Origin of the sequence: Paraconexibacter algicola, from assembly GCF_003044185.1 — a bacterium.
Lineage (GTDB): Bacteria > Actinomycetota > Thermoleophilia > Solirubrobacterales > Solirubrobacteraceae > Paraconexibacter > Paraconexibacter algicola.
In genome coordinates this window covers 275,200-300,097 of record NZ_PYYB01000003.1, presented here as the reverse complement: position 1 = coordinate 300,097, position 24,898 = coordinate 275,200, and the positions used below count along the sequence as shown (strand labels likewise).

Here is a 24,898-nt window from a genome sequence, read left to right as displayed (position 1 = left end):
CGCCGACGTGAGCCAGACGATCGAACTCCCCCGCACGAGCGGGCCCGACAGTGGTCTCGGTGGCGCCTGGCGCGTCATCGTCCGCAACGACGACCACAACACCTTCGACGGCGTCGCGAGCACCCTCGCTCGGTTCATCCCCGGCATCACGCTGGACCGCGGCTACCGGATCGCCGACCAGATCCACAACACCGGCCAGGCGATCGTCTGGTCCGGGCACCAGGAGCTGGCCGAGCACTACTGGTCCCAGCTGCAGGACGCGGGCCTGACGATGGCCCCGCTCGAGAAGGCCTAGGGCCCCGCAGCACGACGACGGGGCGCGGTCTCCCGCGCCCCGTCGGCACATCCTCGGTGGGGGCCGGTCCCGCAGGACCGGCGGACCACCTACGCCTCGGCGGGCTCCACGGCGGGGGCGAACCCGAAGGACGCGACCTCCTGCCAGGTGTAGAGGACCGGGACCTGCCACCAGCCGGAGGTCACGACGCGGAAGCGCGTGAACTCGGGGCCGTTCCAGAACGCGTCCCAGTCCGCCTTCTTCTCGAAATGGAAGTACTGGGTGAAGCGGTAGCGGTCGTCCATCGAGCGGTAGACGCTGTAGTGCGTCGACCCGTAGCGGGGGGCGATCGCCGAGATCTCCTCGAGCGCCTCCTGGAGCTGGTCGCCACGGAAGCCCGTGGCGTACCAGCCGATCTGCACGGCGCCGGCGGCCATCAGGCACCCACCTCCGCGATGATCGCGCCCTCGCCCTCGGCGGTGCGGCCCTGCCCGGGCTCGGTGGCCCCGACGAGCACGGCGATCTTGCCGAGGTGCTGGTTGTCGCGCATCATCTGGTGCGCCTCGGCGACCCCGTCGAACCCGAGGGTCTTCCAGAGCACGGGGCGGACCTTCGACTCCTCGATGAGCTTGTTCGCGAGGTTGCACTCCCACGCGTTGGCGAAGTGCGAGCCGATGATCTCCTTCTGGCGCATCCACAGGTAGCGGACGTCGAAGTCGAGCGTGTAGCCGGAGGTGGCGCCGCAGATGACGACCTTGCCGAACGGCTTGACCGCGTAGACGGAGGTCGGGAACGTCGCGGTGCCGACGTGCTCGAAGACGATGTCGGGCGCCTCGCCGAGGATCTCGTTGACCGCCTGCGAGAAGCGACGCGACTCGAGGAAGCGGGCCTTCTCCTCCTCGGGCGTCTCGCCGCCCTTGCGCATCATGCCCTTGAAGTCGTTGCGGTTCAGGTAGCCGGCGGCGCCGAGCTCCTTGACGAGCTCGCCCTTCTCCTCGGAGGAGACGACGCCGACGCACTCCGCGCCCGCGGCCTTGCACAGCTGCACGGCGAAGACGCCGAGGCCACCGGCCGCACCCCAGATCAGGACCTTCTTGCCGGCGGTCAGGCCGCCGCGGTTGAAGAGCATCCGGTAGGCGGTGAAGTACGTGAGGCCGTAGGACGCGGCCTCCTCCCAGCTCAGGTGCTTGGGCTTGGGGAGGAGCTGCTGGGCCTGGACCTTCGTGAACTGCGCGAAGGAGCCCCAGGTGGTCTCGTAGCCCCAGATCATCTGCGACGGGGCGGCCATCGGGTCGAGGCCGTGGACCTCGGGATCCTCGTAGGACGCCATGTTGCAGTGGATCACGACCTCGTCGCCCGGCTTCCAGCGGGTGACGCCCTCGCCGACCTTCCAGACGATGCCCGACGCGTCCGACCCACCGATGTGGTGGCCGTACTGCGGGTGGTCGCCGTAGCGGAAGATCGAGATGGGCTCCGCCAGCGCGGCCCACACGTTGTTGAAGTTGACGCCGGCCGCCATCACGCGGACCACGACCTCGAACGCCCCGGGCTCCGGGACCTCGATCTCTTCGACCTGGAAGGCATCGCGCGGCTCGCCGAAGCGGTCCTCGCGGATGACCCAAGCCGCCATCGTGGCCGGGAGCTCGCCGGGCTCGGTGTCGACGACGGACACCTGGGAGATATCGACTGCCATAGGACCGGAGAGGTTACCCGGCCGCAGCGTGAGTTTGCGGTGCCGTCCCGCGGCCGGGCCGCGGGCCCTCAGCGCGGGGGCGTCGCGCCCGGGCCGGCGAACTCCCGCCGGGCGGTGCGACGCAGCGTCGTGGACGCCTTGTCCCACACGTAGTCGCGCTCCTCGAACTTCGAGGGGGCCTGCGGCTCGTCGCCCTTGGCGTACACCGGGGTGCGGACCACGAGCGTGCCGTTGCGCAGCTTGAACGTGGCGCGATAGAGCTGCTGGCTGCGGAACACCGCGCGCAGCTTGGCCGTCGGCTTGCCCGAGGCGCCGCCGTCGGTCGAGAAGAGGTAGAGGGCGACCGTGCCCGCCTGGCCGGGCATCGTGACGAGGACGATCGCGTCGGCCTTGCCGTCGCCCGTCACGTCGACGAAGCCGCTGCGCGCGTCGACGAAGCCCGCCTTGCTCGACAGCAGGCGCTTGATCGCGGAGCTCGTCTTCGCGTCGGCCTGCAGCTCCTGCGAGAAGAACGCCTGGGGGTTGCTGCTTCCCGTGGTCTCCTGCTCGGGGGTGACCGTGGTCTGGGCGAGCGCGTACGTGGCCGGGGCCCCCGCGGCGAGGCAGGCGGCCAGGATCGCGGTCCGGCGCGGGCGTGGCATCCCCCGATCGTGCCAGACGCGGACGCTCAGGGCTGCAGGAGTTCGTTCTGCGCGCTCGGCCGCTCGGCGCCGACCTCGAGCGTCGCGGCGTCGATCGACCCGGCGCCCACGGACACCCGGTAGGAGCCGCTGGGCACGTCGGCCTTCAGCGTCGCGGTGTCCCGCGGGTTGATCGGACCCGTGCGCTGCGTGATGCCCGGCCCGGAGGACGTGTCGCGGGTCTCGAGCGTCACCTGCTGCGAGGTCTCGGTCTGGTTGGTGACGATCAGGTTGATCGGCCCGGCCCCGAACTTCTCGGGCGACACGGCGACGCCCGACGGCGTGATCGCCGCCGTCACGACGATCGGCGCGGGCGGCCGCTCCTCGTTGGCGTAGTCCTCGTCGTCGCCGCAGCCGGCCGCGGTCAGCAGCACGGTCGCCGCGAGCGCGGTCGCCGTCCGGCGCATCCTCTTGGTCACGTGACGATCGCTCTCCATCCCAGGGCCCTCGAGGGCCCACAGCAGGCCCCCGGAGCGCAACCCTAACCGAACACCCGGCGTTCGGGTCAACGGCGATGAACGGCGACGTTCAGATGCTGCCGGTCGCGGGGGCCGCGAGCGCCTCGCGCTCGGCCTGCACCTCGGCGAGCGTGAGCTGCAGGGCGTCCCAGGCGGCGGGCTCGGCCACGGCGTAGGCGGCGCCGTCGAGCAGCCGGACCTCGGCCTGGTACTGCTCCCACGCGTCGCGCACGAGCGCGTCGAGCTCCTCGAGCCGGCGGAGGGCGTCCTGCTGCGAGACGGTCGTCATGCGCGCTGCCTTTCTCTGGGGAGGGCGGGGTGCTCGTCTTCCACGGTAGCCCTCCGCGCGGTCGGACGGGTGCACGTCGTCCTGCGTGCCGTCCGGGCCGACACGTACACGTGTTCGCATCGTGCACCAGTCGCTGCTCACCCAGGAGTTCCTCGTCGTCGACACCGAGACCAACGGCAAGGCCGGTGACGCCTGCGAGCTCACCGAGGTCGGCGCCGTCCTCGTCGGGGGCGGTGAGCTGCACGACCGCTGGGAGACGTTGTGCGCCGTCCACGCGCCGCTGAGCCGCGGCGTGCAGCGCCTCACCGGCATCACGCAGGCGATGGTCGACGCCGCGCCCGCCGCCGAGACGACGCTGCCCGAGCTCGCCGAGCTGCTCGAGGATCGCGTCCTCGTCGCGCACTCCGCGTCGTTCGACGTCCGGGTGCTGCGACAGGCGTTCGACCGCGCGGGACTGGACTGGCCCGACCCGCCGACGCTCTGCACCGTCGCGATGGCGCGACGGCTGCACCCGCTGGCCCGCCAGCGCAAGCTCGCGCTGCTCGCGGGCTCGCTCGGGATCGACGTCGAGGTCTCGCACCGCGCGCTCGCGGACGCCGAGACCTGCGCGCGCGTGTTCTGCGCGCTGTTCCCCAAACTCTGCGCCAACGCGATCACCGTCGCGGACGCGGTCGCGCTCCTGCGCCCGGCCCGGCCCCGCCGGGCGCGCGCCGGCCGCACCGACGGCGGCGCGACGCTCCAGGGCGTGCGCCGGCGCGCCCCCGCGATGGGGCACCTGCCCGACGCCCCGGGCGTCTACGTGTTCCGCAACGAGGCGGGCCAGCCGCTGTACGTCGGCAAGTCCGTGTCGTTGCGCCGACGGGCCGCCGCGCACTTCGCCCCGTCCTCGACCGACGGGGACTGGTCGGCGCGGGTCGAGTCCGTCGACCACGTCGAGACGCGCTCGGAGCTCGGCGCCCTGCTGGAGGAGCAGCGCCTGATCGGGGAGCTGCTGCCGCCCGGCAACGTCCGCGACAAGCACCGTGACCGCTTCGTGTACCTGCGCTGCCGCTTCGACATCGCGTTCCCCGTGCTCGAGGTGGCGCCGGAGCCCGCGCCCGGCCACGCCGTGAACGTCGGGCCGCTCGCCTCGCGCGCAGGAGCGCTCGAGCTCGTCGAGCAGCTGAACTCGCTGTTCGGGCTGCGGCACTGCGGCCGCTCGCTGCCCCGCCGGCCGCACCCGTCCGCGTACGGGCAGATGGGCCGCTGCGCGTCCCCGTGCCTGGGCGACCTCGACCCCAACGCCTACCGCCGCAAGCTCGACGAGGCGCTGGCGCTGTTCACCCGGCGCGACACGGTCGGCGGCGTGCCCGCGTCCACCCACCCGCTGCTGCGCCACGTCGACGAGCAGATGCGCCGGGCCGCGGCCGCCGAGCGCTACGAGCGCGCGGCGTGGCTGCGGCGTCGCCGCGCCCGCCTGGAGGAGCTGCTCGCCGCCCTGGGGGAGGACGTCGCCGCAGCGCACGCCCGGCCACGGCTCGTGCTCGCCTCCCACCGCGGCGTGCGGGGCTGGGACGCGTTCTGGCTCGTCGGCGGACGCGTCGCCGACCACGGGCCGCTCGACGACGTGCAGGACGGGGTCGCCCGCACGGTCCGGGCGCTGCGCGACACCGGTCCGGGGACCGTGCCGCACCTCGCGCCCGCCGACGTCGGCCGCCAGCGGATCGCCGAGACGTGGCTGCGCGGCCGGGTGGTCCCGACGCTCGAGCTCGACCCGGAGCCGGCCCGGCGGCGGATCGCCGCGTTCCTGCGCGCCCACGGCGTGCCCGAGCCGCCCGCCGACGGCGTCGGGGCGCCCGACGCGCGGCGCGGCGCGCCCGCGCCGCCGCTCAGTCCGCGGGGGCGAACGGCAGCTCGGTGACGACCGCGGTCGTGTCGCCGTCGCCGACGCGCACGACGTCCCCGGGCGCCGCCTCGCGGCGCACGAGCGCGAGCGCGATCGGCCCGTGCTGCGGGGAGTCCGCGACGCTGCCCAGGCGGCCGACCTCGCGCTCCCCGGACTCCCCGGTGAGCACGAGCGGGTCGCCGGGCGCGGCGGGACCGGACAGCCGCAGCCCGCGCAGGTGGCGGTTGGGCTTGCCCTTGTAGAAGAGCCGCGCGACGGTCTCCTGGCCGACGTAGCAGCCCTTCGTGAAGCTCACGGCCCGCTCGTTGAGCGCCGCCTCCTGCGGGATCACGGTGTCGTCGAGGTCGACGCCGTAGCGCGGGACGCCCGCCTCGACGCGCAGCACCTCCGCGGAGGCCTCCGCCACCGCCACGGCGCCCGCCTGGAGCAGTGCGGCGCGGACCGCCTCGACGTCCTCGGTCGCGGTCAGCACGTCGACGCCCGCGCGGGTGCGCACGAGCCGTGCGGGGCGCCCGCCGAGCGTCCCGGCCCGGTGCGCGTGCTCCTCGGCGGGCAGGTCCTCGGCGTCCGCGACGGCCGCCGCGCGCGGCCCGACGAGCGACAGCAGCCCGGTCTGCAGGGTCCGCTTGTGCAGCTGCACGTCGTAGCCGATGCTGAACCGGCGAACGAGGTCGAACAGCGCCTGCAGCGCGACGCGCTCGGTGTCCAGCAGGAGCTCCTCGCCGGTCTCGAGCACCCGCACGTCGCCGAGCATCTTGCCCTTGTGGGTGAGGAACGCCGCGTAGGTGCCGCCGCCGGGCTCCAGGGCCTCGATCTCGTTCGTGACCTGGCCGTTGAGGAAGCTGCGACGGTCGGCGCCGGTGAGCGCGAGCTTGCCGCGCTCGGAGCGGTCCACGAGCCCGGCGCCGGTGGTGAGCGCCTCGCGGTCGGTGTCCGTGATGACGAGGACGGTCATGGGGTCGGAGGATGGCAGACGGTAGATTCCTGCTCATGCCGCTCGCCGACACCTTCCAGCGGATCGTCGACTCGCTCCCCGACGACTGGACCGATCTCGAGATCGACCTGCGGATCCACGACGAGGAGCGGTACATCGACGCCGCGGTGTACCTGGTGACCTGCAACGCGCAGCCCTACTCGCAGCACGACTGGCACTGGCGCCTGCTCGTCGCCCACCGCTTCGGGCACGCCGCCTCGGCGCCCGCGGTGAGCACCGCGCTCGGCCTGCTCGACGACGCCGGCATCGCGGGCGAGCTCGCGGTCCGCCAGGTCCGCAGCGGCCGTGTGGAGGTCACGCAGATGTGGGGCCGTCCGCAGTCGGTGCGCGACGAGTTCCGTCGCCTGCGCTCCCAGTAGCGCCCGGGCCGGCCGTCAGGGCCGGCCGAACGCCAGCGCCACGTTCACCGGCTCCTCGGTGATGCCGACCTCGGCCTCCCAGCGGGCCCACTCCTCGACGTCGCGCCGGCCGAACACGCCGAAGCCGACCGAGCTGCCGACGAGCGCGGGGGAGACGGCCTCGAGCTCCTCGAGCACGAGGTCCTGGCGCAGCCCCTCCTGGGCCTCGACGAGCGCGGTCGTCCCGGACTCCGGGTCGGCGATCGCCTCGTCGTAGCCGCGCTTGAGCGCGGTGACCACCGCGCGCACGAGCGGCCGGCGCTCCTGGTAGGTCGAGCGGCTGACCGCGAGCACGAGCTCAGGGTAGGAGGGGGCGCCGTAGCGGTCGAGCTTGAAGACGCGCGTGTCGGGCTTCTCGCGCTTGAGCGCCACGCCTTCCGCGTTCCAGAACGCGGTCACGCCGTCGACCTTGCCGCCGAGCAGCGCCTGCACGGCGGTGAAGCCGATCGTGGTCGTCTTCACCCGCTCGGGGTCGCCGCCGTCGCCGCGGACGATCGACCGCAGCACGGCCACGTCGCTCGGCAGGCCGGTGACCCCGACGGTCCGGCCCTCCAGGTCGCGCGGGCGGCGGACGTCCGGCCCGGTGATGACGCTCGCCAGCGGCTGCTGGACGACCGGCATCACGGCGACGAGATCGGCGCCCTTCTCGCGGGCGATCGCGAGGTCGTGGATGTCGAGGATCGCGAAGTCGGTGCGGTTGGCGGTCAGGAGCTTCACCGCGTCGGTCGAGTCCGACGGCGGCTGGATCTCCAGGCGCACGCCCTCGGCCTCGTCGAACGCCCGCGACCGGGCCAGGAAGATCCCCGCGTGCACCGCGTTGGGCGTGAAGTCCAGCAGCAGCGTCGCGTCCTCCTCGGGGCGGCCGTCGCCGCCGCTGCAGGCGGCCAGGCCGAGCGCGGCGAGGAGGGCGAGGAGCGGCAGCAGGCGACGGAGCACGCCGCCAGGATAGGCGTCGCCGGACCCGCGCCGCGGAGCCGCATCGGCCGCCGGGCGCGTCCGCGGCCCTCGACGGGACCGGTCCGGCGACGCCATACACTCAACGGATGCGCCGTCGCGTCACCTTCTCGCGAAACGTCACGCTCTCGCTCTCGCGAACCTGCCAGTGCTTCTGCAAGTACTGCGCCTTCAAGACCCACAAGGCGCACCTCTACTCGCCCGACGAGGTGATCGCGCAGCTCGACGCCGCCGCGCGCCGCAACGTCAAGGAGCTGCTCGTGCTCACGGGCGAGCGGCCGGAGGTCAACGCCGAGGTCGCCGCGCGGCTCGCCGCGTACGGGCACGAGGACTTCACCGGGTACGTCGTGTGGACCTGCGAGCGCGCGCTCGAGCGCGGCCTGCTCCCGCACACGAACCTCGGCGTCCTCACGAAGGAGGACCTGGCGCGGCTGCGCGAGGTCACCGCCTCGCAGGGGCTGATGCTCGAGTCGATCCGCGACGACCTCGTCGCCCACCAGGGCTCGCCGACGAAGGCCCCGCACCGCCGCCTCGAGACGATCCGCTGGGCGGGCGAGCTGCGGATCCCGTTCACCAGCGGCATCCTCGTCGGCATCGGCGAGACCGCGCAGGACCGGTTCGCGGCGCTCGACGCGCTGGCCGCGGTCCACGCCGAGCACGGGCACCTGCAGGAGGTCATCCTGCAGAACTTCGTCCCGCACGACGCCTACTACGGCCGCGAGGTCGCGGAGATCGCCGACGCGGCCGCCCGGCGCGCCTGGGCGACGGGCCTGTGGGACGGCGAGGGCGAGCGGCCCGCGAAGGACCTGCCCGCCTGGGCGACCGGCGTGACGATCGAGGAGATGGAGGACCTCGTCACCCACGCGCGGCGGATCATGCCCGACGTCGGCGTGCAGATCCCGCCGAACCTCGCCGACTGGTGGCCACGGCTGATCGACGCCGGCGCCACCGACCTCGGGGGCCTGTCGGCCAACGGCGACCACATCAGCCCCGAGCATCCCTTCCCGTCCCCGCACCAGGTCCGCAAGGAGCTCGCCCCGCGCGGCTACGCGCTCACCGAGCGGCTGTGCGTGTACGGCTCGTTCATCGACGCCGGGTGGATCGCCCCGGGCGTGATGGACACGATCCGCCAGAAGTACTGGTCGTTCATCCCGCGGCGCGGGTCCGGGCGGACCGACCCGCCGCGCCCGATCCGCCGCGACCTCGTCGCCGGGGCGATCGCCCGCGGCCGCGACGGTGCGTGGCTGAGCGAGGACGAGCTGACCGCGCTCTTCGCGGAGGACCGGCCCGAGGCGGTCGAGGACCTGCGCCAGGCCGCCGACGAGCTGCGCGCCGAGCTCGCGGGGGACGACGTCACCTACGTCGTGAACCGCAACATCAACGTCTCGAACGTCTGCACGGTCGGCTGCGCGTTCTGCGGCTTCGGGCAGTCCCGCCGCTCCCCGGACGCCTACGAGCACTCGCGGGAGGACTTCGCGGCGCGCGTCGCCGACGCGGTCGCGTTCGGTGCCACCGAGCTGTGCATCCAGTCGGGCATCCACCCGGACTGGCAGTTCGAGGACTACCTCGGCTGGCTGCGCTTCGCGAAGGAGCTCGCGCCGCAGCTGCACCTGCACGCGTACTCGCCGATGGAGATCGACCACATGGCGACGGTCAGCGGCCTGCCGCTGTCCGAGGTCTTCGCGCAGCTGCGCGACGCCGGCCTGGGCTCGACGCCCGGGACCGCCGCGGAGGTGCTCCACGACGGCGTGCGCGAGCGGATCAGCCCGAACAAGCTGCCCGCCGCCCGCTGGGTCGAGGTGATCGAGGCCTCGCACGCCGCGGGCCTGCGCTCGACCTCGACCGTGATGTTCGGGCACGTCGAGGAGCCCTGGGAGCTCGCCGAGCACCTGCGCGTCGTCCGCGCGCTGCAGGAGCGCACCGGCGGCATCACCGAGTTCGTGCCGCTGAGCTTCATCCCGTACATGACGATGCTCGGCCGCACCCACGGCGTCGAGGAGCTCTCCGCCGAGGAGAACCTCAAGCACACCGCGGTCTTCCGCCTCGCGCTCGGCCGGTCGATCAGCAACCTGCAGGCCTCGTGGGTCAAGATGGGCCTGGACGCGGCGACCGAATCGCTGCGCTGGGGCGTCAACGACCTGGGAGGAACCCTCATGGAGGAGTCGATCAGCCGCATGGCGGGGAGCCGTCACGGCGTCCGTCTGGACCCGGAGGACCTCGTCGAGGCCGCGCACGCGGCCGGGCGCCCCGCCGCGGAGCGCACGACGCTCTACGCGGTGCGGCGGCGCACGCCCGTCGGCATGACGCTCGACGGCTTCGACCTGGTGACCGCATGAGCACCCCGGGCGGCGAGGCGATCACCGCGGAGGGCCTGGAGGCGCTCAAGGCGGAGCTGCACGAGCTGGAGACGACCGCGCGGGCCGACATCGCCAAGCGGATCTCCTTCGCCCGCGACATGGGCGACCTGAAGGAGAACGCCGAGTACCACATCGCCAAGGAGGACCAGGGGCACCTCGAGACGAAGATCCTGCGCCTGCAGGAGCGGCTGCGCAACGCGGTCGTCGTCGAGGCCTCCGGCACCGACGTCGTGGGCTTCGGCTCGACGGTCACCGTGCGTGACGAGACCTCCGGCAAGGAGGCGACCTACACGATCGTCGGCCCGACCGAGGCGGACGCGTCCGCCGGGAAGCTGTCCGCGGAGTCGCCGGTCGCGATCGCGCTCGTGGGCGCGAAGGCGGGGGACACCGTCGAGGTGCAGACCCCGCGCGGCGGCCGCCCGATGGCGGTCCTGCGCATCGGCTGAGATGCCTCCGCGGAGGCGTCTGGCGCGTCGGCGCGCCTCCGCGGAGGCGCCGTCGTCAGCGGAAGAGGTCCTCCGCGAGCGGCCGCAGCAGTGCCGCCGCGCCGGGGCCGTCGTCGGCGGTCACGTGGTGCCCGAGCCCGCGCAGGACGACCGTGGGCGTGCCGGAGATCTTGTCGCGGACGAGGTCGGCGGCGGCCGCCGCCTGGTCGGCCACCGCGATCCAGGTGGCGCGCAGCTCGCGGCCGTCCGCGTCGCGTCCGCCGCGCCGATCGTCCAGCGGCTGCAGCCCGGCGACCCCGATCGCCACGTCGCACTGCCCGTGACGCCACGCGCGCCCGAACGAGTCCGTCACCACGACGGCCAGCCGCTCGACCCCGGTGTGCGCGCGCAGCGCGGCGCGCAGGCCGCGGGCCGAGCCGTCCGGGTCCAGCGGCAGCAGGACGAGGGTGTCGTCCTCGCCGCTGTTGGAGGCGTCCACGCCCGCGTTCGCGCAGACGAACCCGTGCCGGGTGCGGGTGATCAGCACGCCGTGGTCGGCGCGGACGAGCTCGGCGGACTCGTCGAGGACCACCTGCACCTGCCGCGGGTCCTTGTCGTGCTCGGCGGCGAGCTGCCGCGCCCGCGCCGAGGGCGTCACGTCGGCGAGGCGCACGATGCGCCCCTCGCACTTGGAGACCGCCTTGTGCGCGATGACGACGACGTCCCCGTCGCGCCAGTCCGCGACCGCGTCGGCGACGAGCGCGGCGAGGTCGTCCCCGGCGCGCAGGCGGGGCGGCAGGCCCGCGACCGGGGTCGCGAGCAGCCCGTTCACCGGCGTGCGAGCCGGTTCAGCATCCCGCGCGTGTGCGCGGCGCCGCCGATCACCCCGGCGAGCGCGTCGCGCAACGCCTGCAGGTCCTCGAAGGTGTCGACGTCCAGCGCCAGGGACGGGACCTCGCGCAGCGCGGCGGAGGCACCGGCGGCGCGGGCGAGCTCGACGTGCCGGGCGGCCGACCCGGGACCGAAGGACGGCTCCATGACGTCCGGCGGGCTCAGCAGCAGGGCGTTGGTGCCGGTCCCGTGGCGGTCGGGGATGACGAGGACCTCGGGCGCCTCGCCGGCTCCCTCGATCAGCGCGTCGACCTCCTTGGGGTCGAGCGCCGGGCAGTCCCCGGGCACCAGCAGCACCCGGCGCGCCCCGCGCTCGCGGGCGGAGCGCACGCCGACGAGCGCCGCCGAGCTGTGCGACGTCTCCCCGTCGGAGTCGAGGACCGGCTCGGCGTCGTAGCCGTTGGCCAGCGCCTCGGCGGCGGGCTCGTTCGTCACGACGATCACGCGGTCGACGCGCTGCGCGCGACGCAGCGCGATGAGCACGTCGGTGACCATCGCCTCGCTGAGCGCCTTGCGGGTCGGCTCGCCGATGTGGTCGGCCAGGCGCTGCTTGGCGTCGCCGAAGCGCTTGACGGGGACGACGGCGATCGTGCTCATCGCAGACCCTCCGTGAAGTCGAGGGTCTGTCGGGCGAGACGCTGCCGTGCGGCGGCGTCGCCCATCATGGTGTCGGTCTGGAGCATCGGCACGCTGGTTCCGTGTCCGGCCTCGTCCGTGACGAGACCGTCGAGGACACCACCGTAGTGCGCGGCGATCCCCGACGCGTTCAGGGGGTGTCCGGCCCACGCGAGGAACGGCTCCGTCGGTCCCTTCACCACGGTGCCGCCGACGATCGGGCTGACCGCGACGACCGCGGCGGGGGAGGCGGCGAGCGCCTCGCGCATCCCCGGGACGTCGAGGATCGGCCGGATCGAGATGACCGGGTTGCTCGGCCCGATGACGATCGCGCGGGCGGCGGCGATCGCGTCGAGCACCTCGGGGGGCGGCGTCGCGGCCTCGATGCCGTCGAACGCGACGTCCTCGATCGGCCCGCGTCCCTGCCGGCGGATCATGAACTCCTGGAACGGGGCCCACGTGCCCTCGGTGCGCACGCGTGTGCGCACGGGCGCGTCGCTCATCGGCAGCACGCGCGCGGTCAGCCCCAGGGCGGTGGTCAGCTCGTGCAGCGCCTCGGTCAGGCGGTCGCCCGCGGCGAGCCGCTCGGCCCGGCGCAGCCCGACGGCGAGGTCGCGGTCGCCGAGGTTGAACCAGACCTCGCGGCCGAGCTCGCGCAGCCCGTCCATGACGTGGAAGGTGTCGCCGTCCAGGCCCCAGCCGCGCGCGTCGATGCGGTCCGCCAGCCAGAACGCGCACAGGTCCGGGTCGGGCGAGACGTACGCGCCGTAGAGCTCGACGTCGTCGGCCGTGTTGGCGACCACCACGAGGTCGTCACCGACCACGTCGAGCATCCCGCGCGCGAGCTTCGCCCCGCCGGTGCCCCCGGCGAGGACGACGACGGGGCCGGCGCTCACGCCGACGGCAGACCGGTGATCTTGATGCCGGCGTGCGTCTTGTGGCGCACGTTGATCCCGATCAGCAGCGGGGTGAGCGACTCGACGATGCGGCTCATCTCGAGCTTGCCGGCGTCGACGCCGCGCAGGCCGTCGATCTTCCCGATCAGCTCGATCACGCGGGCCTTGTCGTCCTTCTTGTCGCCGCAGACGAGGATGTCCTCGTCGAGCTGCCAGTCGAGGTCGCCGAGGTGGGCGGCCGCGACGGTGTGGAACGCGCTGACGACGCGCACGCCCTCCGGGACCATCTCCTGCGCCTGCTGGGCGGCGGAGCCCTGCCAGACGCCGAGGATGCGCGTCGCCTTGCCGCTGACGGCCGCGGCCAGCGGCACGGTCGCGTCGACGACGAGCTGCCCGGGCTGCAGCGTCGTCTTCAGGTTCGTGAGCGTCTCGGACTGGTTGCGGAACGGCACCGACAGGATCACGATCGAGCTCTCGGCGGCCGCCTCCGCGTTCCCGAGCCCGGTGAACGAGCCGTCCGGGACGGCCGCGGCCGCGCGCTCGGCGGCCTCCACCGCGCGCGCCGCGTCGCGGGATCCGATGGTGACGGGGATACCTGCGCGACCGAGCCGGACAGCGAGTCCGTAGCCCAGTGCACCGGAACCACCGATGATGGAGATGGGGTCGGCCATGGGCGCCGGAGTATAGATTTCGTCGTCCATGCGACTCGACGGCAGGAGAGCGCGGATGGCCCTGGCGGGGGGAGTGGGCGCCACGCTCACCCTCACCTCGCTCGCCCTCGCGCAGAACACGGCGGCCCCGGCGGCGCAGGACTACCGCACGCTGATCGTGCAGTCCTCCACGCAGAAGGCCCCGGCGACGGTCGGCTACAACTGCGTCCCGAAGGCGGACGGCACCGGCGGCGAGTGCACGCCGGAGGTGAAGTACCCGCTGAAGTTCGCCAACACGGTCACCGTGCGCCCCAACGGGGACGTGACCGTGCTGACGAAGGTCCCGGCGACCTACATCCGCTGGCGCGCCGCGCGCATCGACGGCAAGGGCGAGGAGGTCATCACCGCCCTGGGCGAGGCCAAGCGCGTCACGAAGACCGGCAAGCGCTGGCGCTTCACGCTGCCCAAGCGGCTGAACCGCTCCACCGACCTGCTCGGCTTCGACGTCCAGCACGTCAACGCGTACGCGTCGTTCGAGATCGGCACGAAGATCGGGAAGACCGTGCCCGACCCGCCGGAGAAGAAGACGTCCTCGAAGTAGGAGACCGGCCCGTGACCGACCTGCCCGACCTGCCGTCGTCCGTCCACGTCCGCGAGGTCGGGCCGCGTGACGGGTTCCAGAACGAGCCGGAGACGATCGCCACCGCGGACAAGATCCGCCTGATCGACCTGCTCGTGCGGACCGGCGTGAAGCGCATCGAGGTGACCTCGTTCGTGCGGCCGGACGTCCTGCCGCAGCTCGCGGACAACACCGAGGTCCTCGCCGGGATCGACGTGCCCGCCGGCGTGTCGCGCAGCGTGCTGATCCCGAACGAGCGCGGGCTCGACAACGCGCTGGCCGTCGCCGACCTGTTCGAGGAGTGCGGGGTCTTCCTCAGCGGCTCGGAGACCCACAACCGCAAGAACGTCAACCGCTCGATCGCCGAGTCGCTCGCCGGCCTGCAGAAGGTCATCCCGCGGGCGCGCGAGGCGGGCAAGCAGGTGGAGGCGGTCATCGCCACGTCGTTCGGCTGCCCCTACGAGGGGGACGTGCCGCGCGACCGGGTCCTCGACCTCGCGGTCGCGCTGCGGGACGCGGGCGCGCAGGAGCTGGGCTTCGGCGACACGACCGGGATGGCGAACCCGCGGCAGGTCCGCGAGTTCTTCGTCGCCGCGCGCGAGCGGCTCGGGGACGACGTCGAGATCACCGCGCACTTCCACAACACCCGCGGCCAGGGGCTCGCCAACGCGCTCGCCGCGCTGGAGGCGGGCTGCACGAGCTTCGAGTCGAGCTTCGGGGAGCTCGGCGGCTGCCCGGTCCCCAAGGGCGCGACCGGCAACATCGCGAGCGAGGACCTCGTGTCGATGCTGCACGAGATGGGCGTCGACACCGGGATCGACCTGGCGAAGCTGCTCGAGGCTTCGCGCGCGGTCGCCGAGGTGCTCGGCCGGCCGCTGGGCAGCCACACGCTCGTGGCCGGCCCCGTCGACTGGCACCGCTGAACGCTCGGGGCGGGCGCGCTGCGGGTAGGTTGGCGCGGTGCTGCGCCTCCTGACCCCCGAGCCGTTCCGCGGCGACCAGATCGCGGCCGGCGCGGTCGCGCTGACCGTCCTCGTCGGGCTGCTGAGCCTGCGCCTGCAGGACGACCTCGGGGCGGGCGGCCGACTGGCGATCACGGTCGTGGTGCTGGCGCTGCTGACGACGATCGCCTGGCGCTCCCCGACCGAGCCCACGAGCCCACGCGGCTACCAGGTCGCGCTGTACCTGTGCACGTGGTTCCTGACGCTCGTCGCGCTCCGGGACGTGGTCGAGCTGCTCGATGCCGAGCTCGCGCAGGCGACGACGCTGCTGTGGACCTCCGCGGTGCTGATGGCCGTCGCGGTCGTGTGGGCGCGGGCGCGGTACACCGCGGCGCTGACGCTGCTGGCGGCCCTGTCGGGCATCGTGCTCGTGCTCTCCGCCGCCGAGACGGTCGGCGACCCGTCCCCGGCGGGCTACCGGCGGCTGCTGCTCGTCTGCGCGGTCGTCCTCGCGCTCGTCGCGCTCGCGCGACGCGACCGGCGTCCGGCGCACGCCGCCCAGCTCGCCAACGCGGCCGGGGTCGCGGTCGGGGCGATCCTGGCGAGCGCCGCGCTGGAGGGCGTCGGGTTCCTGCTGCGGCTCGCGGGCGGACCGGCGGGCGGCGTCGAGGTGGGGCTCGGGACGGGCTGGGAGCTGCTCGGGCTCGCCGCCGGCTTCGGGCTGGTCGCCTACGGCGCGGTCGACGAGCACCGCGGACCGGTGGTCGTCGGGATCGTGGTGCTGGCCGAGTGGCTGCTCGTCGTCGGGGCCGACGGGGGCCTCGTCGGCTGGCCGCTCGTTCTCGCCGCCGGGTCGCTCTTCCTGCTCGTCGTCGGGCTGCGACCGGCGACGCCACTGCCGCCGCCGCCCGGGGAGCCGGACCTGCCGGACACCCCGCTGCCGCTGCCGTGGCGGCGGGACCGCTCCTAGAGCGTCGCGGCGAGCCGCACGAACCAGTCGAGCGCGGCGGGGTTGGCGAGCGAGTCGCGGCTCGCGGCCCGGTCGGGCGCCTCGCCCATGAGGATCCGCTTGACCGGGACCTCGAGGACCTTGCCGCTGAGCGTGCGCGGCACCTCGGCGATCGCGTGGACCTCGTTGGGCACGTGCCGCGGGGAGCAGTCCTCCCGCACGCGCCGGGCGATCCGGCCGATCAGGTCGTCGTCGAGCGTGGCGCCCTCGCGCAGCACGACGAACAGCGGCATCCAGCCGTCGGGGAAGCCCTCGCGGCCGGGCACGTCGACGACCAGCGCGTCGACGATCTCGTCGAGCGCGAGCACCGCGCGGTAGATCTCGCTGGTGCCCATGCGGATCCCGCCGCGGTTGATGGTCGAGTCGCTGCGCCCGTAGATGATCGTGGTGCCGCGCTCGGTCAGCTCGATCCAGTCCCCGTGCCGCCAGACCGGCGGGTCGACGTCGAAGTACGTGAAGTACGCGTCGCGGTAGCGGGAGCCGTCCTCGTCGCCCCAGAAGCCGACCGGCATCGACGGGAGCGGCTCGGTGAGGACGAGCTCGCCGACGCGGCCGACGTGCGGCCGGCCGTCCTCGTCCCAGCTCTCGACCTTGCAGCCCAGCGACGGGGCCTGCAGCTCGCCGAGGTGGACGGGCAGCGTCGGGACGCCGCCGACGAACGCGGTGCAGACGTCGGTGCCGCCGCTGGTGGAGAACAGCCAGGTGTCCGCGCCGAGCTCGTCGTAGACCCACTGGAAGCCCTCGGGGGACAGCGGGGAGCCGGTCGAGCCGACGGCGCGGATCGCCGACAGGTCGCGGCCCTCGCCCGGGTGCAGGCCCGCCTTCAGGCAGCCGGCGAGGTAGGCGGCACCGGTGCCGAAGGTCGTGGTGCCGGTGCGCTCGGCGACGTCCCAGAGCACGCCGAGATCCGGGTGGCCGGGGTTGCCGTCGAAGAGCACGATCGACGCCTCGGTCAGCAGCACGCCGACGAGGAAGTTCCACATCATCCAGCCGGTCGTGGTGAACCACAGGACGCGGTCGTCGGCCTGCGCGTCGAGGTGCAGGTGCTGCTTCTTCAGCAGCTCCAGCAGGATGCCGCCGTGCCCGTGCACGATCGGCTTCGGCAGCCCGGTCGTCCCGGAGCTGTAGAGCACCCACAGCGGGTGGCGGAACGGCACGCGCGCGAACGTCAGGTCGGCGGCCGCCGGACCGGCGGGGAAGGCGTCGTCCCATGCGGTCGCGTCGCGCAGCGGCGCGAGGTCGGGCGCGGGGGAGAGGTAGGGCAGGACGACCGTGTGACGGACGGTCGGCAGCTCCTCCTGGAGGCCGGCGAGCGTCGCGACGCGATCGAAGTCGCGGCCCCCGTAGCGGTAGCCGTCGACCGCGAGCAGCACGGTCGGCTCGATCTGGGCGAAGCGGTCGATCACCGACCGCGCGCCGAAGTCCGGGGAGCAGGAGGACCAGATCGCCCCGAGCGAGGACACGGCGAGGAACGCGGCGACGGTCTCCGGCAGGTTCGGCAGGTAGGCGACGACGCGGTCGCCCTCGCCGACGCCGAGCGCGCGCAGGCCGGCGGCGATCCGGGCGGTCCGCTCGCGCAGCTCCCCCCAGCTCCAGGCGTCCAGCGGGCGCAGCTCGGAGGTGTGCTGCAGCGCGAGCGCCTCCGGGTCCTTGCCGCGGAAGACGTGCTCGGGGAAGCTCAGCGCCGCGTTGGGGAACCACTCGGCGTGCGGCATCGTCGCGCGGCCGAGCGGGGGCTCGGCGCTCCCGTCGTGCTGCACGTCGAAGTACTCCCAGATCGCCGCCCAGAACCCGCCGACGTCGTCGACCGACCAGCGCCAGAGGGCGTGGTAGTCGGCGGTCACCGGCACGTCGCGGGTCTCCTGCACCCAGCGCGCGAACGGCGTGAGCGCCGCGCGCGCGACGCGCTCCGGGGACGGGGACCAGAGGACGGGCGGCGCCGCCGCGGGATCGCTCATCGGGCGGTGGGGCTCAGCGCAGCGGGTCGCCGCTGGTCAGCCCGCTGGGGCCGTCCTCGCGCGGCGGCGGGGGCGGCAGGTCCGGCAGGCCGATGTCGGAGCCCAGCGACGTGGACGGGCCGGCGGGGGCGGGCGGGTCCAGCGGGCCGCCCGCGGGAGCCGCGGTCAGGGTGCCGGCGTCGTCGTCGCTGAACGGCGGGTAGCGCTCGGTCAGCAGGTAGAAGTAGCCGTTGGCCTTCGCGTTGTAGGAGAGCGTGAACGACAGCGCGGCGTGGAGGCCCTTGGACTCCTTGCCGGTGATCACGATCCAGAACCAGGCGATGATCGTGACGAAGCCGAGGATCAGGTTCATCACGTAGTTGATGATCAGGACGGGGATCCCGACGATGATCCGGAACAGCGCCTTCAGGCGGCTGTACTGCGGCTGGGGCGGGGCGATCGCGAGCCGGACCGGGTAGTCGGTGCTCTCGCCGGTGCCGAACGGCGGGTAGGCGTCGGTGAGCAGGTACATGTACGCGTAGACGCGCGTGATGTAGCGCAGGACGCCGCTGTTGAACGTGTACAGGCCCTGGGGGTAGCGGCCGGTGATCACGAGCGCGAACCAGGCGCCGACGATCGTGAACACCGCGACGAGCCCGTAGACGAGCAGCACGAGCAGGTGCGGGATCACCATCAGCGCGCGGAAGAAGGTGGTCAGGCGGCTGCGGCGCTCGGCGACGTCGGCCTCGAAGGTGATCGGGTAGGCCACGGGGGCGGACTCCAGGGACGGGGTGTGCGGGACCCCTGCACCGTAGCTGGCGCGTCAGTCGGAGACGACCAGCGTCGCGCGCATGCCGGCGTCCCTGTGGACGACCGGTGCCGTCAGGGTGCAGAAGAGCGTGTACGTGCCCGAGCGTAGCGTCACGGTCGAGGTCCGCGTCGTGCTCGGCGCGGTCAGCGGGAAGATCGCCGCGCCGCTGCCGTCCTCGTCGCGCAGCACGACGAGGTCGTGCGGATCCTCGCCCGCGTTCTGGACCTGCAGGCGTACGCGACCGGCGGCCACGGTGGGCCGGGAGAGCGTGGCGCGGTACGCCGGGGTGTCGCGCAGGACCACGCCGACCGCCGGGATCGAGACCGGAGCCGGGTCCGGGGTCGGCGTCGGGGTCGGGGTCGCCGTGGGGCTCGGGGAGGTGGTCGCCGCGCCGCCGCCGGTGATCGGCGCGAGGACCGCGGTGACCTGGTCGGTCACGGCGTCCACGACCGCGGGCAGGCCGGTGAGCGGCGCCCGGGCGGTGGGCAGCGGGTCGCGGGTGACGGCGAAGGGCGCGCGTCCACGACCCCCGACCCGCTTGAGCACCAGGCGGTCCGCCCGGGCGGCGCGGCGCCGGGCCGCGCGGGCGCGGCGGGGCGTCTCCGCGGAGGTGTTCGCGCGGGTGGCGCGGAGGCGGCGGGACGTCTCCGCGGAGGTGCTGGCGCGGGTGGTGCGAGGGCGGCGGGACGCCTCCGCGGAGGTGTTCGCGGCACCGCCGGTGCGGTGCCCGGGCGTGCGGGACGCCTCCGCGGAGGTGCCTCCGGCCGCCTCGACGGCGCCCACGGCCACGGTGGCGCCGGCCACCCGCGCACCGGTGGCGGCCGCGCCGCCGAGCCGGGTCACGCTCGCGCTCGTGCCCCCGTCGTCGGCCACCGCGACGCTCGCCCCGGGGCCCGGACCCGCGACCGTGACGCCGAGGGCGACGGCGAGCAGGGCGGCGACGGGCAGGGCGGAGCGACGGACGGGGAGCGGCACGGGCCCGACCGGCATCGGCACGCCGGCCGGTGCGGCGGGAGTCGCAGCTCGCCGGCTGGACGGTCGTCCGACCCGCGACCCGGGTCAGTCGTCCTGCGCGAGGCTGCGATCGAGCTCGCCGTCGAGCGCGTCGACCAGGCCGAGGCACAGCTCGCGGCAGGCGTCCATCGCGGCGCGGTCGACGCGGTCGGGCGTGTCCTGCGGGCGGCCGGGGGCGGCCAGCACGTCCCCGTCGGGCAGGCAGCCGATCGCGATGGCGGGCCAGCCGACCCCGCGGGCGGCCCGCGCGCCCGTGCGCCCACGGCCCTGGACCGGCCGGGCCCCGAGCCGCGGCTCCTGCTGCGCGACCCGCGCCGTCAGCTCGAGCAGCTGCGGGTGGTAGGCGAGCGGCAGGACGAGCCCGTCGCGCGTCCACCACGCCGGCCGACCGGAGCCGCACGCCGCGACGTGGAGCACGACGACCTCCTCCGCGCGGCGCCCGCCGCGCCGCTGCGCGTCGATCCAGCGGGACAGGCCCAGCGCGTGCGCCTGCCCGGCGCCCGCGAGCACGACGTCCACGGACAGGTGCTCGGGCGGACGGCGGTCCAGGGCGGCGGCGAGCTCGAGCGCGACCGCGCACGCGCTGGCGTCCGCGTCCGCACCGGGCCCGCTGTCGCTGGTCCAGTGGTCGAGCGCGACGCCGATCGCCCCGATCAGGACCGCGGTGGGCAGCAGCTGCAGGATCCCGAGGAGGTTCTCGTCGAGGTCGTGCGCGCGGAGCTCGCCCAGCAGCGCGGCGAGCAGCAGCGCGGCCGCGACGAGCCCGAAGCCCCCGGGAGCCAGCGGGCCGAGCAGCCGGCGCAGACGCGCGGCCAGCCGGGCGACGCGGCCCGCGGTGAGCGCGGTCGACCGCGGCGCGTCGACGGCGGCGGTGATGACCAGCCGCACGGCCCGGTCGCGCTCGTCCAGGGCGATGAGGTTCTGGGTGGCGCGCGCGACGGTCAGCCGCCGCAGCACCGCGAAGCGCCCGGAGAGGTCCCCGGCGAGCAGCGCGAGCGCGACGAGGCAGATCGACGCCCCGATCCGCGGCTCGTCGACGCTGACGACGGTCCCGACGATCCCGGCGGCGCACAGGAGCGCGAGGACCGGTCCCCAGGACGGGCGCACCCAGACGGTCTGCACCCGCACCCGGCGTCCGGTGGCGCGCAGCTCGCGGGCGAGCAGGCGCGCGGCGCGGCGCTCCGCGTCCGAGCCCGCGGTCCGCCCCGGGATCGCGGCGAGCCGCGTGACGAGATCGTCCGGGGTGCCCATGCGGGCGCGATCCTAGCCCGCGACGGGCCGCAGCTGCGGCACGCGTCCGCGCGGCACCGCCGCCGCCCACGGTCGGCCGGGGCGGCAGCGGTCGATCGTTAGGGTGCCGGGCATGGACGCCACCGACCTCGCCTTCGCCGGCGCCGCCCGGCAGGCGGAGCTCATCGCCCAGGGGGAGGTGAGCTCGCGCGAGCTCACCGAGCTGATGCTCGAGCGCATCGCCCGGATCGACCCGCGGATCAACGCATACCGGGTCGTCCTGGCCGAGCAGGCGCTCGCGGAGGCCGACGCCGCGGACGCCCGCCGCGCGAAGGCGTTCACGGCCACCGGCCGGCGCCGCAAGGGCTCCGAGGACCCCGGCATCCTCAACGGCGTCCCGCTCGCGATCAAGGACGACGCCGACCTCGCGGGCGAGCCGACCGCCTGGGGGACCGCCGCCCACGGGCCGGCGAAGACCGAGGACGCCGAGGTCGTGCGGCGCCTGCGCGCCGCCGGCGGCGTCGTGCTCGGCAAGACGCACGTCCCCGAGATGACCGCGATGCCCTACACGGAGTCGATGACGTTCGGGGCGACGCGCAACCCGTGGCAGCTCGACCGCACCCCCGGCGGCAGCAGCGGCGGCACCGCCGCGGCGGTCGCGGCCGGGCTCGCCGGCCTGGGCCTGGGGTCCGACGGCGGCGGCTCGATCCGCATCCCGTCCGCGTTCTGCGGCCTCTTCGGCATCAAGCCCCAGCGCGACCGCGTGCCGCTCGCCCCGCACGACGACGCCTGGCAGGGCATGAGCGTCAACGGCCCGCTCGCCCGCACGGTCGCCGACGCCGCCCTGTTCCTCGACGCCACCACGACGCTGCCCGCCCCCGAGGGCGGCTTCCTCGCCGCGACCGCGTCCGATCCCGGGCCGCTGCGGATCGCGCTCAGCACCGCGGTCCCCGCCGGATCGCTGCCGCCCTCGCTCGGCCCCGACCAGCAGCGCGGCCTCGCGGAGACCGCCGAGCTGCTGCGGTCGCTCGGGCACACCGTCGTGGAGCGCGACATCGACTGGCCGCTGCGGATCTGGCAGGCGGTGAACCTGCGGATCGTGCGCGGCATCGGCGACGACGTCGCCGACGCGATGCCCGAGCGCCACCGCCTCGAGCGGCGCGTGCGGGCCGCCGCGCGCATCGGCCAGGCGCTCCCGCCCGGGCTCGTGCGCTGGGCGCGCGAGGCGGAGCCGGCGATGACGCGGAAGGTCGCGGCGATCTTCGACGACGTCGACGTCGTCCTGACGCCGATGATGCCCCGCGGCCCGTTCGCGGTCGGCGCGTGGGCGCACTACGGGCTCGCGCGGCTGCTCGCGCAGGCGCCACGCTGGGTGGCGTACGCGGCCGCGGTCAACGTCACCGGCCTGCCCGCCTGCTCGGTGCCGGCGGGCTTCGACGGCGACGGCCTCCCGGTCGCCGTGCAGCTGCTCGGCCCGCAGGCGGGGGAGGAGCGGCTGCTGGCGCTCGCCGCCCAGCTCGAGCGCGAGCGGCCGTGGGCGCAGCACCGACCGGCGATCGCCGCATGAGCGCGCCCGACGAGCTGCTCGACGTCGCCGTCCAGGCCGCACGGACCGCGGGCGGCCTGCTGCTGGCCCGCTTCGGCGCGCTGGACGAGCTGACCGTCGACACGAAGTCCACGAGCACCGACCCGGTCAGCGAGGCGGACCGGGAGGCGGAGGACGCGATCCGCGCGGTGCTCGCCGACCGCCGCCCCGACGACGCGATCATGGGAGAGGAGGGCGAGGACACCCCGGGCACCAGCGGGCTGCGCTGGATCGTCGACCCGCTCGACGGCACCGTGAACTTCCTCTACGGCATCCCGATGTGGTGCGTGTCGGTCGCCTGCGAGGGCCGCGTCGGGGTCGTGCACGACCCGGTGCGCGGCGAGACCTTCACCGTCGTCGCGGGCGAGCGCCCCTGCCTGGACGGCGTGCCGCTCGCCCCGCGCAGCGCCCCGACCCTCGGGCTGGCGGGCACGCTCGTGGCGACCGGCTTCGGCTACGACGCCGCGGTCCGCGCCGCGCAGGCCGACGTCGTCCGGGAGGTCGTCCCGCGGGTGCGCGACGTGCGCCGGGCCGGCAGCGCGGCGCTGGACCTCGCGTGGTGCGCCGCGGGCCGCGTCGACGCCTACTACGAGCGCGGCGTGCAGGCGTGGGACATCGCCGCGGGCACGCTGCTGTGCGAGGGCGCGGGCCTGACCGTGCGCACGCTCGCCGCGGACGGCATCCTGCCCTCCGGGGTGCTCGCCGCGCCCGCGGAGGTCGCGGGCGCGCTGCTCGAGCTCGTCGCCTAGGAGCCGTGGAGCTTCACGCGGTCCGGGGAGATCGCGAACTTCACGCGCTGCTCGCCGGGCTGGCGGAAGGGGTACTCGTCCTGGCCGATGTACTTCTTCGACAGCTCGTTGATGTGCTCGTCGGCGCCCTCGTGGGTGTCGAGCGCCAGCGACCCGGTGATCGACGTGAACTCGTACGGGTTCTCGTGGTTCGTCACCGTCACGGTGATGGTGCCCGTGCGGCGCAGGTTCGCCGGCCAGGCGCGCCCCTCGGCGCTGTTGAGCAGCACGTGCTCCCCGTCGGTGTGGACCCAGACCGGGACGACCAGGACGGTGCCGTCCTCCCGGACGGTCCCGACGTGGGCGAAGTTCTTCGCCTCGATCAGCTCCCGGACGCGACCTTCGATGGCAGGCACGGCGGCTCCTCTCTCGCGGATGGTGTCCCCGACCATACGGCGTGCGCGCGCGGTCCGATGACGGGTGCGGACCGGACCGCGTGTCGCGTGCTGCCGTGGTCCTCGCCGGGGCGACGACCGTCAGGTACCCGGAGCGGGACTCGAACCCGCACGCCCGAGGGCAATGGATTTTGAGTCCATCGTGTCTACCGATTCCACCATCCGGGCCGGCCGCCCGGATCCTACCGTCCGCTCAGGTCGCGGGGGCGTGCACGCTGCCGTCGGGGTAGCGCTCGACCTCGACGTTCCAGCCCTGCGCGAAGCCGCGCATCGCGAACGCGATCAGCAGCGCCTGCACGGGGATGACGATCACGGTCAGCATCCCGAGCAACTCCGCAGGGAGCGCGGGGTCGGTGTAGCCGTCCTTGTCGCGCGCGAACCACTCGGGAGCGGCGACCGCGGCGAAGATGAGCATGATGATCGCCAGCGCGGCGGCTACCGGGAGGATCCCGCGGTTCCAGATGCTCACGTAGTAGGCCATCACCAGGTAGATCGCGATGTAGGCGATCTGGACGGACTGCGCGCCCTGCAGCGCGTCCCAGCCGCCGACGGTGATGACCCCGACGAGTCCCGCGGACGCGAGCAGGAGCAGGATGACGGTGGCCTTCGTGGCCTTGCTCGCCGCCTTGTCCCGGTTGGGATGCTCGATGATGACGCTGTCGCGCTTCGCTGACTCAGCCATGGCTCCGGGACCATACCTCCGGTCGCGGCGCCGTGCAGCGGTTTGCGGTGCGACACTCTCCGGGCACGGCCGGCGGGCGTGGTGGAACTGGTAGACACGCCAGGTTTAGGTCCTGGTGGCGCAAGCCGTGGGGGTTCGAGTCCCTCCGCCCGCATCTCGTGCCCCGGCCCCGTGCGGCGGCGACCGGCGGGTCCGGCCGACACCCGAATCGCTATGCTCCGCGGCCCTGGGGGAGTGAGTCAATGGCTACACGCGCGGTCTCCAAAACCGTGAATCCGGGTTCGAATCCCGGCTCCCCCGCTCCGCTCCCGGCGACGCCCGTGTCGCCGGCGCGCTAGATTCGACGGACGCTCGCGGGTGTAGCTCAGTTGGTAGAGCGTCAGCCTTCCAAGCTGAATGTCGCCGGTTCGAACCCGGTCGCCCGCTTC

The 24,898-nt window shown here is 74.3% G+C and carries 27 protein-coding genes and 4 tRNA genes; 13 read left to right on the top strand and 18 right to left on the bottom strand.

What is annotated here, in order from left to right:
* Positions 1 to 7: 7 nt before the first annotated feature.
* A complete protein-coding gene (locus C7Y72_RS18480; protein ID WP_107570665.1) occupies positions 8 to 295 on the top strand; it encodes an ATP-dependent Clp protease adaptor ClpS in 288 nt (95 codons plus the stop codon).
* Positions 296 to 384: 89 nt separating this feature from the next.
* Here the strand turns inward: C7Y72_RS18480 and C7Y72_RS18475 are convergent, their stop codons facing one another.
* From C7Y72_RS18475 to C7Y72_RS18455, 5 genes are all read right to left on the bottom strand, one after another.
* Positions 385 to 711, bottom strand: a complete 327-nt coding sequence (locus C7Y72_RS18475; RefSeq protein ID WP_107570664.1) for a hypothetical protein — start codon at positions 709 to 711, stop codon at positions 385 to 387.
* Positions 711 to 1,967: a crotonyl-CoA carboxylase/reductase gene (gene ccrA, locus C7Y72_RS18470; RefSeq protein WP_107570663.1), complete on the bottom strand. Its 1,257-nt coding sequence runs from the start codon at positions 1,965 to 1,967 to the stop codon at positions 711 to 713. Before ccrA ends, C7Y72_RS18475 begins: the two co-directional genes overlap by 1 nt.
* 68 nt (positions 1,968 to 2,035) lie before the next feature.
* Positions 2,036 to 2,608, bottom strand: a complete 573-nt coding sequence (locus C7Y72_RS23500) for a hypothetical protein (RefSeq protein WP_107570662.1) — start codon at positions 2,606 to 2,608, stop codon at positions 2,036 to 2,038.
* 26 nt (positions 2,609 to 2,634) lie between these two features.
* On the bottom strand, positions 2,635 to 3,066 hold the full coding sequence (locus C7Y72_RS23495) for a hypothetical protein (RefSeq protein WP_154732703.1): 432 nt from the start codon (positions 3,064 to 3,066) through the stop codon (positions 2,635 to 2,637).
* A gap of 109 nt (positions 3,067 to 3,175) precedes the next feature.
* Entirely contained in the window at positions 3,176 to 3,394 is a 219-nt protein-coding gene (locus C7Y72_RS18455) for a hypothetical protein (RefSeq protein ID WP_107570660.1), read from the bottom strand.
* 121 nt (positions 3,395 to 3,515) lie between these two features.
* On the opposite strand from C7Y72_RS18455, the gene C7Y72_RS18450 reads away from it, so the two are divergent.
* Positions 3,516 to 5,294 (top strand): exonuclease domain-containing protein, encoded by a 1,779-nt coding sequence (locus tag C7Y72_RS18450; protein WP_158276933.1) that lies wholly within the window; start codon positions 3,516 to 3,518, stop codon positions 5,292 to 5,294.
* Here C7Y72_RS18450 and ygfZ read toward each other — a convergent pair.
* The gene (gene ygfZ / locus C7Y72_RS18445; RefSeq protein ID WP_107570658.1) at positions 5,263 to 6,234 is read right to left on the bottom strand and encodes a CAF17-like 4Fe-4S cluster assembly/insertion protein YgfZ; all 972 of its coding nucleotides are present in this window, start codon (positions 6,232 to 6,234) and stop codon (positions 5,263 to 5,265) included. The two genes, C7Y72_RS18450 and ygfZ, sit on opposite strands and share 32 nt — an antisense overlap.
* A gap of 35 nt (positions 6,235 to 6,269) precedes the next feature.
* Here ygfZ and C7Y72_RS18440 point away from each other — a divergent pair, with 35 nt between their 5' ends.
* Positions 6,270 to 6,632 carry a hypothetical protein gene (locus C7Y72_RS18440; RefSeq protein ID WP_107570657.1) on the top strand — a complete coding sequence of 121 codons (363 nt, stop codon included), beginning with the start codon at positions 6,270 to 6,272 and terminating at the stop codon, positions 6,630 to 6,632.
* A 15-nt stretch (positions 6,633 to 6,647) separates the two neighbouring features.
* Here the strand turns inward: C7Y72_RS18440 and C7Y72_RS18435 are convergent, their stop codons facing one another.
* Entirely contained in the window at positions 6,648 to 7,607 is a 960-nt protein-coding gene (locus tag C7Y72_RS18435; protein ID WP_158276932.1) for an ABC transporter substrate-binding protein, read from the bottom strand.
* A 107-nt stretch (positions 7,608 to 7,714) separates the two neighbouring features.
* Here C7Y72_RS18435 and cofH point away from each other — a divergent pair, with 107 nt between their 5' ends.
* Both cofH and greA read left to right on the top strand, forming a co-directional pair.
* Entirely contained in the window at positions 7,715 to 9,961 is a 2,247-nt protein-coding gene (gene cofH, locus C7Y72_RS18430; RefSeq protein WP_107570655.1) for a 5-amino-6-(D-ribitylamino)uracil--L-tyrosine 4-hydroxyphenyl transferase CofH, read from the top strand.
* Positions 9,958 to 10,428, top strand: coding sequence for a transcription elongation factor GreA (gene greA / locus C7Y72_RS18425; protein WP_107570654.1), 471 nt, complete (start codon positions 9,958 to 9,960; stop codon positions 10,426 to 10,428). The genes cofH and greA overlap by 4 nt, the downstream gene beginning before the upstream one ends.
* 55 nt (positions 10,429 to 10,483) lie before the next feature.
* On the opposite strand, the gene cofE is transcribed toward greA, so the two are convergent.
* From cofE to npdG, 4 genes are read right to left on the bottom strand one after another with little or no spacing between them, the layout of a single operon-like run.
* Complete coding sequence (cofE, locus tag C7Y72_RS18420; RefSeq protein WP_199224009.1) at positions 10,484 to 11,239, bottom strand: coenzyme F420-0:L-glutamate ligase; 756 nt, start codon at positions 11,237 to 11,239, stop codon at positions 10,484 to 10,486.
* Positions 11,236 to 11,895 (bottom strand): 2-phospho-L-lactate guanylyltransferase, encoded by a 660-nt coding sequence (gene cofC / locus C7Y72_RS18415; protein ID WP_107570653.1) that lies wholly within the window; start codon positions 11,893 to 11,895, stop codon positions 11,236 to 11,238. Before cofC ends, cofE begins: the two co-directional genes overlap by 4 nt.
* On the bottom strand, positions 11,892 to 12,809 hold the full coding sequence (gene cofD / locus C7Y72_RS18410) for a 2-phospho-L-lactate transferase (RefSeq protein ID WP_107570652.1): 918 nt from the start codon (positions 12,807 to 12,809) through the stop codon (positions 11,892 to 11,894). Before cofD ends, cofC begins: the two co-directional genes overlap by 4 nt.
* Positions 12,806 to 13,480: an NADPH-dependent F420 reductase gene (gene npdG, locus C7Y72_RS18405; protein ID WP_199224008.1), complete on the bottom strand. Its 675-nt coding sequence runs from the start codon at positions 13,478 to 13,480 to the stop codon at positions 12,806 to 12,808. Before npdG ends, cofD begins: the two co-directional genes overlap by 4 nt.
* Before the next feature lie 28 nt (positions 13,481 to 13,508).
* Here npdG and C7Y72_RS18400 point away from each other — a divergent pair, with 28 nt between their 5' ends.
* Genes C7Y72_RS18400 through C7Y72_RS18390 form a run of 3 tightly spaced genes read left to right on the top strand, consistent with a single transcriptional unit; the run spans position 13,509 to position 15,989 of the window.
* On the top strand, positions 13,509 to 14,060 hold the full coding sequence (locus C7Y72_RS18400) for a hypothetical protein (RefSeq protein ID WP_146175447.1): 552 nt from the start codon (positions 13,509 to 13,511) through the stop codon (positions 14,058 to 14,060).
* 11 nt (positions 14,061 to 14,071) lie between these two features.
* Positions 14,072 to 15,001: a hydroxymethylglutaryl-CoA lyase gene (locus C7Y72_RS18395; protein ID WP_233243928.1), complete on the top strand. Its 930-nt coding sequence runs from the start codon at positions 14,072 to 14,074 to the stop codon at positions 14,999 to 15,001.
* 37 nt (positions 15,002 to 15,038) lie between these two features.
* Complete coding sequence (locus C7Y72_RS18390; protein ID WP_107570649.1) at positions 15,039 to 15,989, top strand: hypothetical protein; 951 nt, start codon at positions 15,039 to 15,041, stop codon at positions 15,987 to 15,989.
* Here the strand turns inward: C7Y72_RS18390 and C7Y72_RS18385 are convergent.
* The 4 genes from C7Y72_RS18385 to C7Y72_RS18370 all read right to left on the bottom strand — a co-directional run bounded on the left by C7Y72_RS18385 (position 15,986) and on the right by C7Y72_RS18370 (position 21,041).
* Positions 15,986 to 17,986 (bottom strand): acetoacetate--CoA ligase, encoded by a 2,001-nt coding sequence (locus C7Y72_RS18385; protein WP_107570648.1) that lies wholly within the window; start codon positions 17,984 to 17,986, stop codon positions 15,986 to 15,988. The genes C7Y72_RS18390 and C7Y72_RS18385 overlap by 4 nt on opposite strands.
* Positions 17,987 to 17,999: 13 nt before the next feature.
* Positions 18,000 to 18,734 (bottom strand): DUF4389 domain-containing protein, encoded by a 735-nt coding sequence (locus tag C7Y72_RS18380; RefSeq protein WP_107570647.1) that lies wholly within the window; start codon positions 18,732 to 18,734, stop codon positions 18,000 to 18,002.
* Positions 18,735 to 18,788: 54 nt separating this feature from the next.
* Complete coding sequence (locus C7Y72_RS18375; RefSeq protein ID WP_146175446.1) at positions 18,789 to 19,751, bottom strand: cupredoxin domain-containing protein; 963 nt, start codon at positions 19,749 to 19,751, stop codon at positions 18,789 to 18,791.
* An 84-nt stretch (positions 19,752 to 19,835) separates the two neighbouring features.
* Positions 19,836 to 21,041, bottom strand: a complete 1,206-nt coding sequence (locus C7Y72_RS18370; RefSeq protein WP_107570645.1) for a M28 family peptidase — start codon at positions 21,039 to 21,041, stop codon at positions 19,836 to 19,838.
* Between the two features lie 112 nt (positions 21,042 to 21,153).
* Between C7Y72_RS18370 and C7Y72_RS18365 the strand changes: the two genes are divergently transcribed.
* Both C7Y72_RS18365 and C7Y72_RS18360 read left to right on the top strand, forming a co-directional pair.
* Positions 21,154 to 22,587, top strand: coding sequence for an amidase (locus C7Y72_RS18365; RefSeq protein WP_107570644.1), 1,434 nt, complete (start codon positions 21,154 to 21,156; stop codon positions 22,585 to 22,587).
* Positions 22,584 to 23,354: an inositol monophosphatase family protein gene (locus tag C7Y72_RS18360; protein WP_107570848.1), complete on the top strand. Its 771-nt coding sequence runs from the start codon at positions 22,584 to 22,586 to the stop codon at positions 23,352 to 23,354. The genes C7Y72_RS18365 and C7Y72_RS18360 overlap by 4 nt, the downstream gene beginning before the upstream one ends.
* On the opposite strand, the gene C7Y72_RS18355 is transcribed toward C7Y72_RS18360, so the two are convergent.
* The 3 genes from C7Y72_RS18355 to C7Y72_RS18345 all read right to left on the bottom strand — a co-directional run bounded on the left by C7Y72_RS18355 (position 23,351) and on the right by C7Y72_RS18345 (position 24,470).
* Complete coding sequence (locus C7Y72_RS18355; protein WP_158276931.1) at positions 23,351 to 23,749, bottom strand: PPOX class F420-dependent oxidoreductase; 399 nt, start codon at positions 23,747 to 23,749, stop codon at positions 23,351 to 23,353. The genes C7Y72_RS18360 and C7Y72_RS18355 overlap by 4 nt on opposite strands.
* A 125-nt stretch (positions 23,750 to 23,874) precedes the next feature.
* Positions 23,875 to 23,956, bottom strand: a tRNA-Leu gene (locus tag C7Y72_RS18350).
* 25 nt (positions 23,957 to 23,981) lie between these two features.
* On the bottom strand, positions 23,982 to 24,470 hold the full coding sequence (locus C7Y72_RS18345; protein ID WP_107570642.1) for a hypothetical protein: 489 nt from the start codon (positions 24,468 to 24,470) through the stop codon (positions 23,982 to 23,984).
* 72 nt (positions 24,471 to 24,542) lie between these two features.
* Between C7Y72_RS18345 and C7Y72_RS18340 the strand changes: the two genes are divergently transcribed.
* From C7Y72_RS18340 to C7Y72_RS18330, 3 genes are all read left to right on the top strand, one after another.
* A tRNA-Leu gene (locus C7Y72_RS18340) sits at positions 24,543 to 24,624 on the top strand.
* 74 nt (positions 24,625 to 24,698) lie between these two features.
* Positions 24,699 to 24,770 (top strand) — tRNA-Trp (locus C7Y72_RS18335).
* 53 nt (positions 24,771 to 24,823) lie between these two features.
* A tRNA-Gly gene (locus C7Y72_RS18330) sits at positions 24,824 to 24,896 on the top strand.
* The last annotated feature ends 2 nt before the right edge of the window (positions 24,897 to 24,898 follow it).